The organism is Devosia ginsengisoli (assembly GCF_024707105.1).
GTDB lineage: Bacteria > Pseudomonadota > Alphaproteobacteria > Rhizobiales > Devosiaceae > Devosia > Devosia ginsengisoli_A.
On the sequence record NZ_JANQAJ010000009.1, the window covers coordinates 398,015 to 410,474 of the forward strand.

Sequence of the window (12,460 nt, forward strand, 5' to 3'; positions counted from 1 at the left end):
TCATATCCTATGCGAGGGGGTGAGGGAGCTCGTTGGGGTGGCGCGAGCCCAGGCCCGCGCCGCTATGGGGGGCGTAGGCACGATCAGCGCGGTGGCTCGGTTGGCGGAGCGATCCAGAATACCGGCGCGCTCCGCTGCAGCTATCACGTAGTGACGCGCGGACTCGGCCGACACGAGGTGGTCCAGCGCGCTCCGGCAAATGGCTTTGGCTCGTTTGTAATCGACTGTTCGGGGGGCGGACCAGAAATATTCCAGATACTGAATCGCTTCGGCGACGTTGCGCACCTCGTATTTCCCCGATGGACTTGCGTCCATACGAAGAAAAATAGGCCGCATGAATGGTTTTAATCCCATCAGAAGCTCCAAAATATTTGAAAATGTAGAAGTGCGGACTGACCCGTGAAATACATATGGGTCAAATATAAAGTAATTCAAGGGTTTGGCTTGCGCGAAACCCGACTTTCATCAGCCGGGGTCGCCGCCCTATCAATTTGCCATCCGTCGTCGTGATGACGAAATAGGTACACGCCTATGACCGCCGGCTCTCCGGAATGCCTGGGCTCCCACCCATGACCGGCGCGACACGCGTCGCTACCTTGCGGGCAATGCCTCACTCATGGCTGGAACCTCAGAACCTGTTCTGACAGCTATAGAGGCATGATTATTGCGCGGGTGCCTCTGCAGGCAGCGTGGCGCCCGTGGCCGCTGCAGGCGCGCTCGTGTCGACGGTCGCCACGGCCGCATCGCTCATGGTCGATCCCTTGTAGGCCGCTGTGAGCATGATGAGCACGCCCAAAATCCATAGCGCGCCCATGGCCAGCGAAAACGCCCCCATGAACCTGGCATACATCTGCCGCTGTCCGAATTCAGCTTGGTCCTCATAGGTCATTGTCGATCCTCCATTGGTGCTGGGATAAGCCTGGGGCGCAACAAAGGTTTCAGCGTAATCTTCCGGCCCATCGGTCTGCGAACCGCTGCCGCCAGGCCTTGGTCTGGATATGCCCCACCAAAAGCCGGCGGACCGCCTCATCCGATGCATCGACGCCCATGGTCAGGCTAATCATCTTCTCGCCGATCCATGCATGCAGCACGCCATTTTCAACGTAATAGCTGGCCTTATGGGCCTCTAAACCGTCGGAGACTTCAAGTTCTCGAACGATGCTTTTTTCCTGCATGGTGGCCTCCCGCAAGGCCTGCAGGATGCGCTCTCCTACCCGGAGAGTCTATCTCATTCCATTTTGCGGCCAAGACTTCATGGGTGGGGCCATGCCCTTGCCGAGCTGAATGACGGCAAAAGAAACGGCTCCAGCAGTAAGCTGGAGCCGTTGGCAAGGAGTGCAGTCCTTGTCTTAGAAGCGGAAATTCACGCCAGTCTTCACCGCGTGGAATTTCACTTCCTCATCGATGGCAGTGCCGGCAGGAATACCGCCGCCACCTGCTGCATAACCAACGGAATTGCTGCCAAGATCGGTGTAGGAGTATTCTGTCTGGATGGAGATATTCTCCGTAACGCGATACTCCAGACCGGCGCCGATTGTGTAACCGGTGCGGTTCACTTCATCCAGGTCGAGTCCGATGCCACCAATGGCTGCTCCAAGGCTGGGAGAGGTCCGCCCGAAGGCGGCGCCGCCATCGAATTGCGATCCTTGCAGCTGGTGCGAGGGACATGCTTACCTGCCCGGTGTCACCAGAAATAGTGCCTGGTTCTACCGATCATACTCAAGACTAAGCTGGCTCGCTGCGAAAATGGCGCAGGCTTCGTCCGTGTCGCCGGTATCGCCCGAAACGCCGAGCGCACCGACCAGCTTGCCATCGGACAGCAGGAGCAAGCCGCCCGGCGCCGGCAGCAGTCTGCCCTCGAAAAGGCTGGCGGCGGCGGCGAAGAATTCAGGCGCCTGCGGTGCCTTTTCGGACAACACGCGCGATCCGAAACCGAGGCCCAGTGAGCCCCAAGCCTTTCCTTGCGCAAGGGCGAGGCGGGCAAAGCCCGCACCATCCTCGCGGGCGCCGGCGATCTGATGCCCGCCCGGATCGAGCACCATCGCCGACAAAGGGCGTGCATTGCGACGGCGTCCTTCTTCGAAGGTCGCCTCGATCAGGGCGAAAGCGGTGCGAAGTTCCATTTTCTGACCTAGTCGCTGCTCATCAATAGGTGCACCGGCCGCCCGAGAGATCGAACACCGAGGCCGTGGTAAAGCTGTTCTCTCGTGACACCAACCAGGCGACCATCGAAGCGGCCTCGTCCACTTCGAGGAAACGACCGCGCGGAATCCGCGTCAGCATATATTGGATGAACTCCTCGGTGAGGGTTTCGAGGATACGGGTCTTGGCGGTTGCCGGAGTGATGGCATTGACGGCGATGTCGAAGCCGGCCAGTTCCTTGCCCAGCGATTTTGTCAGGCCGATTACGCCCGCCTTGGCGGCAGAATAGGCGGATAGATTGGGATTGCCCTCCTTGCCGGCTACCGAGGCGATATTGACGATGCGTCCGTAGTTACGCGCCTTCATCGAGGGGACGACGGCCCTGTTGACGTAGAAGGTGCCGTTGAGATTGATCTCGACCACGCGCCGCCATTCGTCCGGATCATATTGATCGAGGCTCCCATTGCTGCCGGCGACACCGGCCGAATTGACCAGGATCGAGACCGGGCCGATGTCCGCCTCCACCCGTGCATGAGCCGCGACGAGACCATCGAGATCGGTGATGTCCACCGTCTGGCTCGAGGTGCCAGCGCCGAGCGCGGCGACGGCCTGGGCCAGGGTGTCGCCATCGCGGTCCCACAGGCTTACCCTGGCGCCCGACTGGAGAATGCGCTGGGCCATCGCAAAGCCCAGCCCCTGCGCGCCGCCGGTGATGACGGCCACTTCGCCGTTGAGATCGATCTGGTTCATTTCACTGTCTCCTCAACCGCCAGGCCCGACTGCGTGTCGAAGAAGCGGGTCTTGTTCGTGTCGGCCGGACGCAACCCGACCGCCTGGCCGGCGACCAGTTCCACCGTTGCGGGGAGGAAGGCCGAAACCAGTGCATCGCCCACGTCGATGCGGACCAGGCTGCGCGAGCCGAGAAATTCAACGGTTCGGACCGTTCCCTTGATCGGCGCGTCGTTGGACGGGTCATCTTCGATGTCTTCGGGCCGCAGCCCCACCGAGAGCCGCTTCTCGGAGGCGACGACGGTGGTGGAAAGCGGCAGGGAAAAACCGGCGCCGACGAGCCGATCGGCGACGCGCTCGCCATCGAGGATGTTCATGCCCGGCTCGCCCAGGAACCGCGCCACAAACAGATTGGCGGGACGGTCATAGAGCTCACGCGGGGTGCCGACCTGTTCGATGCGGCCCGCCGACATGACGACGATGAGGTCGGAAAGGGTCATGGCCTCGCTCTGGTCGTGGGTGACATAGAGCATGGTTGCGCCGAGGCGCTGATGCAGGTCCTTGAGTTCCGAACGCATCTGGACGCGCAATTGCTGGTCGAGATTGGAGAGTGGCTCATCGAGCAGGTAAACGGTCGGCGTGCGCACCATGGCGCGGCCGAGCGCCACGCGCTGACGCTGACCGCCGGAAATTTCGCGCGGGAAGCGGCTGAGCATGGCTTCGAGGCCAAGCATGCGCGCGGCGTTGCGAACCTTGTTGTCCACCTCGGTTTCGGGCGTGCGACGGCGGCGCGCCCGCATCGGAAACGCGATGTTTTCATAGAGCGTCAGGTGCGGATAGAGCGCGTAGGATTGGAACACCATGGCGATGTCGCGGTCGGCCGGCTTAACGGTGGTCACGTCGCGATCCCCGATCAGGATCTGGCCCTCGGTGGGCATTTCCAGACCGGCGATCATGTTGAGCGTCGTGCTCTTGCCGCAGCCCGAAGGCCCCAGCAGAGTGACGAACTGGCCGGGCTCGATGGCAATATTGACGTCCGAAACAGCCCGGACATTGCCGTAGCTCTTGCCGACATTGATGAAGCGGACCGATTGGGCCGTCGATGCTTTGCGGAACTCTGCGTTCACCGAATTAGCCTTTCACAGAACCATCAGCGAAGCCGCCGATGAGATATTTGCGGAACAGGAGGAACATGACGACGGGCGGTATCGTGGCGATGATGACGCCAGCCATCAGCGCGCCCCAGTCCCGGCCATGGAAACCCTGGAAGAAGATCAGTGCCACCGGCAGGGTGCGCAGGCCCGGCGTGTCGACCATGGTGGTCGCGGTGACATAGTCGTTCCAGGAGTGCAGGAAGCCGAAGGTCGCGGCGGCCAGCAGCGCCGGCTTGGCGCCGGGCAGCACGACCTTCCACACGGCCTCGAAACGGGAGTAGCCGTCGATCTGCGCCGCCTGTTCGAGTTCGCGCGGAATGGTGCTGAAATGCGAGCGTGTCACCCACACCGCGAAGGGCAGGATATGGCCGGCATAGAGCAGGGGCAGCGCGATGTAGGTGTTGTAAAGACCCATATTGACGAAGAGCAACTGGGTGGGCAGCAGCACGGCGAAGCCGGGCACCGCCATGGCCCCCACGAAGAGGACCAGAACAAGTTGCTTGCCCGGGATCGGGTAGCGCGCCAGCGAATAGCCGGCCACGGTGCCGAGGGTCAGTGCCACCAGCACCGCCATGACGGCATAGAGACCGCTATTGAGGAAGGCCCAGTGCACGCCTTCGGAAATAAGGCGGGCATAATGGTCCAGCGTCGACACCGAGGGGATGAGCTCGGGCGGCACCTGGAAGATGCGGTTGGTCGGCTTGAGCGAGGTCGAAAACGCCCAGACGATGGGGCCGAGAGCGACCAGTGCGGCGAGCAGGCACCCCAGCACCAGCCAGGTTCGGGTTCCGGTTTTCATGCGGCAGCTCCCGGCTGCTTGCCCAGGATTTTGATGTAGAGGGCGATGAGCAGCATGTTGATCATGAACATGACGATGGCGATGGCGTTGCCGCGCCCCTGATCGAGCTCCACGAAACCAGTGTGGTAGAGGAGATAGCCAAGGGTCGTGGTCTGCCGGATCGGGCCGCCGCCGGTCAGCCCGATAATGGTCTGGACCTCGTTGAAATAGCTGATGGTCAGCATGGAGATGACGATCAGCAGCGATGGCGCCAGCAGCGGCAGCGTGATCTTGCGGAACGCTTCCCAGGCGCCCAGTCCGTCCACGGCAGCGGCCTTGTAGAGATCGCGCGGGATCTGCCCGAGGCCGCCGGTGAGGATGATCGCGGCAAAGGCGAAATTGCGCCACACCCCGATGAGGATCAGCGTCGGCATGGCGAGGACTGGATCGGTCAAGAGATCCTGAGGCGGCACGCCGGAGGCTGCGAATATGGCGCCGACAAGCCCGCCGGGCGAGGGCACCAGGATCCATTTCCACAGCAGGGCCACGACGATCGGGCTCATCGCCCACGGCACGAGCAGGACGGTGAGCAGGATGCTGCCCCAGTTGCCGAGGCGGCGAATGCCCATGGCCGAAACCAGCGCCAGAGGGACGGCGATGGCCAGAGAGCCGAAGGTGAAGACCAGCGAGCGGCCGATCGCCTGCCAGGCAAAGGGGTCGCGGAACAGGTCGACATAGTTCTGCAGCCCGACATAGCCTTCATCGGCGAAGAAGAAGACCTGCCGGAGGCTGAGATAGAAGCCATAAAAGGCCGGCAGCACATTGATCGCCACCACGAGGATGAGTGCGGGGCCGACAAGTGCCGACCCCACGATTTTGGTCTTGCGGGCCACTGAGTGCAGGGCGCGGGAAGAATCCACCGAAGTCTCAATGGCCGTCGTCGTCATCGTATTACCAACCCAGCGTTGCCTTGGCGCGTTCGAGGATGGCGCCCACGTCCTCGTCGGTGCCGATCAGTTCCTGAAGCGCGGTGTTCATGATCGGGAAGACCTTGGTGATATCGGGCAGCTTGGGCGGGAAGGTCAGGGCCCCCGGTGCGTCGAGCAGCGCATTGAACACGGCAATGGACTCGGCTTCGGGCGTGCTGAAGAAAGGATCGGATTGCACCGAGCGGCGATCGGGCACGAGCCCGGCAACTTCGGCCCATTGCATCGAGGCTTCCGGCGTATAGAGCGCTTCCACAAAGGCGGTGGCGGCGGCCTTGTTTTCGGATTTTGCCGAAACACCCACTGTCCAATAGGGCCCGAGCAGCACGGCAGGGGGCCGATCACCAAAGGCCGGCCAGGCCGAAACCGCCAGGTCATTGGGGTCATAGGCCGCCGCAATCGACTTGTATTGGGCGAAACGCGGCGCGAAAGCCTGGACGATGGCGAAGCGGCCAGCGGCAAACTGATCCTGGATATCGTCGCCCATGGCGTTCAGCAGGGTGGAGGACAGGGCGCCGGCGGCAACAAGCTGTCGGACAACATTGGCGGTTTCGACAGCTTCCGGGCCGGTCACATCGAACTGGCCGGTCGCCGCGTCAAAAATGCCCGGACCGAAACCGGTCATCATGTTGATGAAGGCCGAGACGCTGTTGTCATTGGTCGGCAGGCCGAAACCGAGACGGTCGCCACTGGTCAACTTGCCGGCGACGGGAATGAATTCTTCCCAGGTCAGGGGCGGCGCATCGAGCCCGATTTCGGCGAGAGCGTCCTTGCGATAGAAGAGGATTTGTGCGGGCGAGGGCCAGAGAGGCAGTGAGGTGCGAACGCCATCCATGACCGACTTTTCGGCGAAGACCGGGTAGAGATCGGGAATGACATCGCTCTGGAACCCGGCGGACAATTCGTCATCGAGGTTGGCGAGCGCGCCGCGCTGATTGACCAGATCGAGAAAGGTGTCACGCATCCAGATGATGTCGGGCGCCCGGTTCTGGGCCGAGGCAGCGACGAACTTGGTTTCGAGTTCCTGGAAGGGCTGGGCCTCGACGACCACCGATACGCCCGGATTGGCCGCGGTGAATTTCTCGATCAGTTCGCGCAGCACGACTTCGCGCGGCGACTGGCCTTCGGCACTGAGAAAAGTCCAGATGCGGATGGTGCCGCTTTGGCCCTGGGCCAGGGCGATGCCGCTCAGGGCGGGCAGCAGCGCGGATGCCGCTCCCAGTTTCAGGACCGTGCGGCGGTCCAGTTTACCGATACTCATTCCAAGTTCCTCCATTGCTTGAATTTTCCCGGTTTCTCCCGGGGTCTAACGCTCGAGCGTGCTCAGGACTCGTGAGCGTCCATTGAGCAGATGCCGCCGGATTTCGGCCCGGGCGCGGTCTGCGTCGCGGGCCGCCACGGCATCGACGATGCCGCCATGCTCGAGTGAAATCAGTTCCCGGCGCTCGGCCAGGGTGAGAAAGCCGCGCTCTGCCGACAGGCTGCTCCACTTGAAGATGTGCGAGGTGAGCCTCCCCAGCGCGTCACTGAGCTTTGGGCTATGTGCGCAGGCCGCCAGGGCCGAATGGAAGGCGACGTCTTCCTTGTCGGCGTGGTTGCTGGCGAGCTGGACGATCAGGTCGGCCTGGGCCTTTTGCAGGTTGGCCAGGTCCGCGTCGGTACGGCGGTCGGCGGCAAGGGCGGCCACTTCGCTTTCGAGCGCCAGGCGGACCTCGTGCCATTCGGCCAGGTCGCGCATGGTTTCGATGGCCGAAAGGCGCATCATTTCCGGCGAGCCATTGTGCACGGCATAGCTGCCGGACCCCTTGCGGGAACGCACCTGGCCTTCGGCGCGCAGGCGCGCCAGCGCTTCCCTTATGCTGGCGCGCGACAGGCCGAACATATCGACAAAGTCGGATTCGGCGGGCAGGCGCTGTCCATCATCCAGTTGCCCCATGAAGGCGACCAGCTGGCGATAGGCACTTTCACTGCGACTTTCGGCTTCCATGTTTCCTCGACACCAATATCCGTTGACGGGCAGATTGTTGTCTGACTAGAATTGTTCTGTCAGACAGCTTGGCTCTTTGCAAGCGAGAAATTCTAAGGGATGAAATGAAAAGAATCATTGGGGCACGGCCCGGCTCGCGCATCGCCAAGGTGGAAATCCACGAATTCGGCTATACCGTGGACGGTCTGGGCATGGATGAGAGTGGCAATCGCTGCGTGATGAAGGGCGAGCAGAGCCGCCTCTCCGCCTTTGCCGTGGTGATCGAGACTCAGGACGGCGCACGGGGAGAATATTGTAGCGTCCATAGCGGCAAGAACGGCGCCATGGTGGGCCAGGTCAAGGCGCTGGCCAGCCAGATCCTGGGCGAGGACGCCGAAGAGCGCGAAGCCATCTACAACAAGCTCAAGCGCTTTCACCGTCACTATATGGCCATCGGCCATTCGGCGCTGGATATCGCGCTGTGGGACCTGGCCGGCAAGGCTGTCGGACGGCCGATATGGCGGCTGCTGGGTGGCTATCGTCAACGCCTGCCGACCTATGCCAGCACGCTCAATGGCGGCCGGCACGGCATTCTCGATTCCATCGAGGCCTATGCAGACTTCGCCGAAGAGTGCCTCGCCGCTCGGCTACAAGGGATACAAGATCCACGGCTGGGGGGAAGGCGACCCCAAGGAAGAGGCGGCCAATCTCCTGCTCTGTGCCAGGCGCGTCGGCGACCGCATGGCGCTGATGTATGACGCGGCCAGCGAATTGCAGACCTTCGCCGACGCCATCTATGTCGGCCGGGCCTGCGACGAGGGCGGCTATCTCTGGTTCGAAGATCCGTTCATGGACGCCGGCTGGTCGCCCCATGCTGCCCGCCAGCTCAAGGAGAACATCCGCACGCCGCTCATGCTGACCGAGCATGTGCGCGGGCTGGAGGGCAAGGCGGCCTGGATAGGCGAACGCGCCACCGATTATATCCGCGTCGATCCCGACTACGACATGGGCATTACCGGCACGATGAAGACCGCGCATCTGGCCGAGGCCTTTGGGCTCGATTGCGAAATTCACGCCGCCGGCCCGGCGCAACGCCATTGCATGGCCTCGATGCGCAATTCGAGTTGGTACGAGCTGTCCCTCGTCGCGCCAGGCGTCGCCAATCCCGTGCCGCCGGTCTTCGGCCCGGGCTATAGCGATGCACTCGAGGATATCGGCGCCGATGGTTGCATGCCGGTGCCTGATGGTCCGGGCCTCGGCGTCGACTATGACTGGGATTATATCCTCGCCAATCGCACGGCTTTCCAGGAGTTCACGCTTAGGGGTGACCGGCCGTGACATCGGGCTATGATTTCGTCATCGTGGGCGGCGGTTCCGCCGGCTGCGTGCTCGCCAATCGCCTGTCGGCCAGCAGCGCCAATCGTGTACTGCTGATTGAGGCTGGTGTCGACCATAAGCCGGGGCAGGAGCCTGACGAGATCCGCGACGTCTATCCCTATCGGGCAGCGTTCAACCCGTCCTATCAGTGGCAGGATCTCAAGGCGCATCTGCTGCCCGTCCCGCATAATGACCCGGACCGGCCGCCCCTGAAGGCCTATGCTCAGCCGCGGCTGATTGGTGGGGGCTCGAGCATCAATGGCGAGATCGGCAATCGCGGCCTGCCGGTGGACTATGACGAATGGGCGGAACTGGGCGCCGAGGGATGGGACTGGCAAAGCGTGCTGCCCTATTTCCGCAAGCTCGAAACCGACATGGATTATGACGGTCTCCTGCATGGGCGCGATGGCCCCATCGCCATCAGCCGGGTACCCGAAAGCCAGTGGCCCGGTTTCACCCGGGCGGCGGCAGCAGCCTTTTCGGCGGAGGGCTATCAAAATATCGGCGACCAGAACAGCGTGTTCGAAGATGGCTGGTTCCCGCTTTCACTGACCACAAATCGCCAGCAGCGGATTTCCGCGGCCATGGGCTATCTCGACGCGGCGACGCGCGCGCGGTCCAATCTCACCATCAGGACCGACAGCGTCGTGGATGAATTGCTGATGGATGGCCGTCGGGTCGTCGGGGCCAGGGTCGGGAAGGAGCATGTAATGGCGCGCCGGGTGATCCTGTCGGCCGGCGCGACGCGCTCGCCGGTATTCCTGCTGCGCGCCGGCATCGGTCCGGCCGATGAACTCCGGGCAGCAGGGGTTCCGGTTCTGCACGATCTGCAGGGCGTTGGCCGGAACCTGCAGGAGCACCCCTCCATCGCCATGTCGTCCTGGATCCGCCGGGGATCGCGTATGGGGGCGGTTCCGCGTCGCCATGTCCAGTCGGGATTGCGCTTTTCGTCCGAACTGGCCGATTGCGGGCCGAGCGACATGTTCATGGTCGTCGTCGCAAAATCCGCCTGGCATCCGGTCGGGCTGCGCATCGGCTCGCTGTTCAGTTGGATCAACAAGCCCTATTCGCAGGGCTACATCCGGCTCGATCCGGCCAATCCGAACGGTCAGCCGGACATGCGGCTCGAAATGCTGTCCGACGCGCGCGACCTGGAGCGCATGAAAGTCGCAGTGCGCAAGATGGTAGCGTTCTACGCGACCGAAGCGCTGCAGGCTGCTGCTGCGCATCCGTTCGCCGCAACGCATGGCGCCATGGCAAAGCTGGTGGGAGACGTCAATCTTCGCAACTGGGCCGCCACCATGGTGCCGGCTTTGCTCACCGATGGACCATCCAAGTTGCGGGACATGGTGATCGACCGCCTGTTTGCCGCCGGTGACGACCTGAGCCTGGCCCTCCGCGACGATGACGCCATGACCGCGCTGGTGCACAAGCATACGGTGGTGGGCTGGCACCCGTCCTGCACCTGTCGCATGGGCCGGGCCGATGACCCCGCCGCCGTTACGGACGAGCGAACGGGGCTGGTGCATGGCATGGAGAACCTGCATGTCATCGACGCCTCGAGCATGGTGAGAGTGCCCCGCGCCAATACCAATCTCCCCACCATCATGCTGGCAGAAAAATTAGCCGATGGCCTTCTGGCCATCCCGAGCCACTAACTGAACGCCCCATGAGTGGTTCGACACGCCGCCATAGAATCGTCTGCTACGGCAAGCCAGTTGACGCAGCTTCAGGGCCGGCCATGGCATTGTCCTCCATCATGGACAATGAAACCGTGTCGCAGACGTTGCCGATTGAATTCGCTGCCACCCGACACGTTGCGCTGACGGCAAATGCGTCTTGGGAATCAGAATGAATCGCAAACTCCCGAACCCATCGCCGGCGCAGGCGTTACTGATGCAGAAGGGCAATTGACGACCGAACCTCGTTAAGGCCCTGAACAATGGGACAAACATCTTTAGTGAGGACGAGGCATGGCCAGCAATCTCATCTGGGGAATCCTCGGCGGCGTCGTTATAGGAAGCGCCATTGGATACATGGCGGGGAATACGGCGATCGGCATCGCGGTTTGCATAGCGGCAGGAGCAGCGGTAGCCGGATTTCTGCATTACAAGGCGACACATACACTGGACTGAGAAGGGGTTCTGTTGAGCTACCGAGAGCCTGAGATCTTGAGTAATTCGTATTGATCGCGAATGCCGCTGCGACGTCTTTGCTGGCTGCAATGGATCGCCACTTGAACATGGCGGAGGCGTCTGCAGCGACGAAAGCGCCTGCATGCAGGGGGCCGTAAGGGTCCTACCGCGCCCCGGGGAACGGTGGCCATCCCTCCGATGTTGTGCATTCAGCGTCCTAATCCGATCAAGGAGCATCATCTTATGAAAATCACGACTGTTCTGGCGCCAGCCGCCATCTTCGTTCTGGCAATGCCCACGCATGCTCAGGACGCCACCGCCAGCTTCATTGACAGCGACGGCGCCCAAGTCGGTAGCGTGACGCTGACCCGAGGCGATGGCGGCGTCACCATAGAAGGCCATCTCATGGGCATTTCCGCTGGCGAACACGGCTTCCATTTTCACGCGACGGGCGATTGCGATCCGGGCAGCGCCTTTGAATCGGCAGGCGATCATTTCAATCCGACCGATCACCAGCATGGACTGGAAAATCCGCAAGGCCCGCACTCGGGAGATTTGCCCAATGTCACGGCGGCCGAAGATGGAACCGTAGCCGTTGATCTCACAACCGACATGATCTCATTGACCGAAGGCGATCCAGCCTATGTTTTCGATGCAGATGGTACGGCGCTGGTTGTGCACGCTGGCCCTGACGACATGGTGACAGACCCATCCGGCAATTCGGGCGACCGCATCGCCTGCGCGGTCATCGGAGCCCCCGCCGCCTTGTAACTGTCGCGGCGTTGGGCATTGTCCTTACCCGCACAAGGCCCGGCATTACGTCGGGCCTTTGTGTTATACATATGTACGAATATCACCAGTTCTGACGGCTATACCAGTCGTCAACATCCTTCCTGACGTCATCTTTGGCCTTGCCGTAGCGTTCCTGAATCTTGCCTTCGAGTTGCTCGCGATTGCCGTTGATCTGGGCGATGTCGTCATCCGTGAGCTTGCCCCATTGCTCCTTCACCTTGCCCGCCATCTGCTTCCAGCTACCTTCGACGCGATTCCAGTCCATAATGGTCTCCTCTCATTGTGTGAGTGGACAACGCCTAAAATTGGGTGCCGTTCCGTCCATGGCGAGCCATCCGACATGCTGGCACATTTCGTGAAGACAGGCGGAACGCGTGCTCGAACTGCTCTTTGGCCTCCAG

General features: G+C 62.0%; 17 protein-coding genes. 5 read left to right on the forward strand and 12 right to left on the reverse strand.

What is annotated here, in order from left to right; genetic code table 11:
* The 11 genes from NVV79_RS22635 to NVV79_RS11875 form a co-directional block, all read right to left on the reverse strand.
* Entirely contained in the window at window positions 1-354 is a 354-nt protein-coding gene (locus NVV79_RS22635) for a DUF982 domain-containing protein (protein ID WP_369684720.1), read from the reverse strand.
* Between the two features lie 307 nt (window positions 355-661).
* The gene (locus tag NVV79_RS11830) at window positions 662-889 is read right to left on the reverse strand and encodes a hypothetical protein (protein ID WP_303989546.1); all 228 of its coding nucleotides are present in this window, start codon (window positions 887-889) and stop codon (window positions 662-664) included.
* A 49-nt stretch (window positions 890-938) separates the two neighbouring features.
* Window positions 939-1,175, reverse strand: a complete 237-nt coding sequence (locus NVV79_RS11835) for a hypothetical protein (RefSeq protein ID WP_303989549.1) — start codon at window positions 1,173-1,175, stop codon at window positions 939-941.
* Between the two features lie 174 nt (window positions 1,176-1,349).
* A complete protein-coding gene (locus NVV79_RS11840; RefSeq protein ID WP_369684721.1) occupies window positions 1,350-1,556 on the reverse strand; it encodes an outer membrane protein in 207 nt (68 codons plus the stop codon).
* A gap of 150 nt (window positions 1,557-1,706) precedes the next feature.
* On the reverse strand, window positions 1,707-2,123 hold the full coding sequence (locus tag NVV79_RS11845; RefSeq protein WP_303989551.1) for a heme-binding protein: 417 nt from the start codon (window positions 2,121-2,123) through the stop codon (window positions 1,707-1,709).
* 22 nt (window positions 2,124-2,145) lie between these two features.
* Window positions 2,146-2,892, reverse strand: a complete 747-nt coding sequence (locus NVV79_RS11850) for an SDR family NAD(P)-dependent oxidoreductase (RefSeq protein ID WP_303989553.1) — start codon at window positions 2,890-2,892, stop codon at window positions 2,146-2,148.
* Complete coding sequence (locus NVV79_RS11855; RefSeq protein ID WP_303989556.1) at window positions 2,889-3,998, reverse strand: ABC transporter ATP-binding protein; 1,110 nt, start codon at window positions 3,996-3,998, stop codon at window positions 2,889-2,891. Before NVV79_RS11855 ends, NVV79_RS11850 begins: the two co-directional genes overlap by 4 nt.
* A 4-nt stretch (window positions 3,999-4,002) precedes the next feature.
* Window positions 4,003-4,824 carry a carbohydrate ABC transporter permease gene (locus NVV79_RS11860; protein WP_303989558.1) on the reverse strand — a complete coding sequence of 274 codons (822 nt, stop codon included), beginning with the start codon at window positions 4,822-4,824 and terminating at the stop codon, window positions 4,003-4,005.
* A complete protein-coding gene (locus tag NVV79_RS11865) occupies window positions 4,821-5,723 on the reverse strand; it encodes a carbohydrate ABC transporter permease (protein WP_303989561.1) in 903 nt (300 codons plus the stop codon). The genes NVV79_RS11860 and NVV79_RS11865 overlap by 4 nt, the downstream gene beginning before the upstream one ends.
* A 31-nt stretch (window positions 5,724-5,754) precedes the next feature.
* Window positions 5,755-7,050, reverse strand: coding sequence for a sugar ABC transporter substrate-binding protein (locus NVV79_RS11870; RefSeq protein ID WP_303989564.1), 1,296 nt, complete (start codon window positions 7,048-7,050; stop codon window positions 5,755-5,757).
* 45 nt (window positions 7,051-7,095) lie between these two features.
* Window positions 7,096-7,776, reverse strand: coding sequence for a FadR/GntR family transcriptional regulator (locus NVV79_RS11875; protein WP_146291560.1), 681 nt, complete (start codon window positions 7,774-7,776; stop codon window positions 7,096-7,098).
* Between the two features lie 104 nt (window positions 7,777-7,880).
* Here NVV79_RS11875 and NVV79_RS11880 point away from each other — a divergent pair, with 104 nt between their 5' ends.
* The 5 genes from NVV79_RS11880 to NVV79_RS11900 all read left to right on the forward strand — a co-directional run bounded on the left by NVV79_RS11880 (window position 7,881) and on the right by NVV79_RS11900 (window position 12,038).
* The gene (locus NVV79_RS11880) at window positions 7,881-8,513 is read left to right on the forward strand and encodes a hypothetical protein (RefSeq protein ID WP_303989568.1); all 633 of its coding nucleotides are present in this window, start codon (window positions 7,881-7,883) and stop codon (window positions 8,511-8,513) included.
* Window positions 8,419-9,093, forward strand: a complete 675-nt coding sequence (locus NVV79_RS11885) for an enolase C-terminal domain-like protein (RefSeq protein ID WP_303990399.1) — start codon at window positions 8,419-8,421, stop codon at window positions 9,091-9,093. Before NVV79_RS11880 ends, NVV79_RS11885 begins: the two co-directional genes overlap by 95 nt.
* Window positions 9,090-10,790: a GMC family oxidoreductase gene (locus tag NVV79_RS11890; RefSeq protein WP_303989571.1), complete on the forward strand. Its 1,701-nt coding sequence runs from the start codon at window positions 9,090-9,092 to the stop codon at window positions 10,788-10,790. Before NVV79_RS11885 ends, NVV79_RS11890 begins: the two co-directional genes overlap by 4 nt.
* Before the next feature lie 315 nt (window positions 10,791-11,105).
* A complete protein-coding gene (locus NVV79_RS11895; RefSeq protein ID WP_303989574.1) occupies window positions 11,106-11,267 on the forward strand; it encodes a hypothetical protein in 162 nt (53 codons plus the stop codon).
* A 198-nt stretch (window positions 11,268-11,465) separates the two neighbouring features.
* Window positions 11,466-12,038 (forward strand): superoxide dismutase family protein, encoded by a 573-nt coding sequence (locus tag NVV79_RS11900; protein WP_303989577.1) that lies wholly within the window; start codon window positions 11,466-11,468, stop codon window positions 12,036-12,038.
* Between the two features lie 82 nt (window positions 12,039-12,120).
* Here NVV79_RS11900 and NVV79_RS11905 read toward each other — a convergent pair whose 3' ends face one another.
* A complete protein-coding gene (locus tag NVV79_RS11905) occupies window positions 12,121-12,324 on the reverse strand; it encodes a CsbD family protein (protein WP_303989579.1) in 204 nt (67 codons plus the stop codon).
* Window positions 12,325-12,460 lie beyond the last annotated feature (136 nt).

What these genes read in the sequence shown, in the direction of transcription:
- NVV79_RS11835 (WP_303989549.1), bottom strand. Translation starts at nt 1,175, where the DNA reads ATGCAGGAAAAAAGCATCGTTCGAGAACTTGAAGTCTCCGACGGTTTA.
- NVV79_RS11845 (WP_303989551.1), bottom strand. Translation starts at nt 2,123, where the DNA reads ATGGAACTTCGCACCGCTTTCGCCCTGATCGAGGCGACCTTCGAAGAA.
- NVV79_RS11875 (WP_146291560.1), bottom strand. Translation starts at nt 7,776, where the DNA reads ATGGAAGCCGAAAGTCGCAGTGAAAGTGCCTATCGCCAGCTGGTCGCC.
- NVV79_RS11895 (WP_303989574.1), top strand. Translation starts at nt 11,106, where the DNA reads ATGGCCAGCAATCTCATCTGGGGAATCCTCGGCGGCGTCGTTATAGGA.
- NVV79_RS11900 (WP_303989577.1), top strand. Translation starts at nt 11,466, where the DNA reads ATGTTGTGCATTCAGCGTCCTAATCCGATCAAGGAGCATCATCTTATG.
- NVV79_RS11830 (WP_303989546.1), bottom strand. Translation starts at nt 889, where the DNA reads ATGACCTATGAGGACCAAGCTGAATTCGGACAGCGGCAGATGTATGCC.
- NVV79_RS11870 (WP_303989564.1), bottom strand. Translation starts at nt 7,050, where the DNA reads ATGAGTATCGGTAAACTGGACCGCCGCACGGTCCTGAAACTGGGAGCG.
- NVV79_RS22635 (WP_369684720.1), bottom strand. Translation starts at nt 354, where the DNA reads ATGGGATTAAAACCATTCATGCGGCCTATTTTTCTTCGTATGGACGCA.
- NVV79_RS11860 (WP_303989558.1), bottom strand. Translation starts at nt 4,824, where the DNA reads ATGAAAACCGGAACCCGAACCTGGCTGGTGCTGGGGTGCCTGCTCGCC.
- NVV79_RS11850 (WP_303989553.1), bottom strand. Translation starts at nt 2,892, where the DNA reads ATGAACCAGATCGATCTCAACGGCGAAGTGGCCGTCATCACCGGCGGC.
- NVV79_RS11880 (WP_303989568.1), top strand. Translation starts at nt 7,881, where the DNA reads ATGAAAAGAATCATTGGGGCACGGCCCGGCTCGCGCATCGCCAAGGTG.
- NVV79_RS11905 (WP_303989579.1), bottom strand. Translation starts at nt 12,324, where the DNA reads ATGGACTGGAATCGCGTCGAAGGTAGCTGGAAGCAGATGGCGGGCAAG.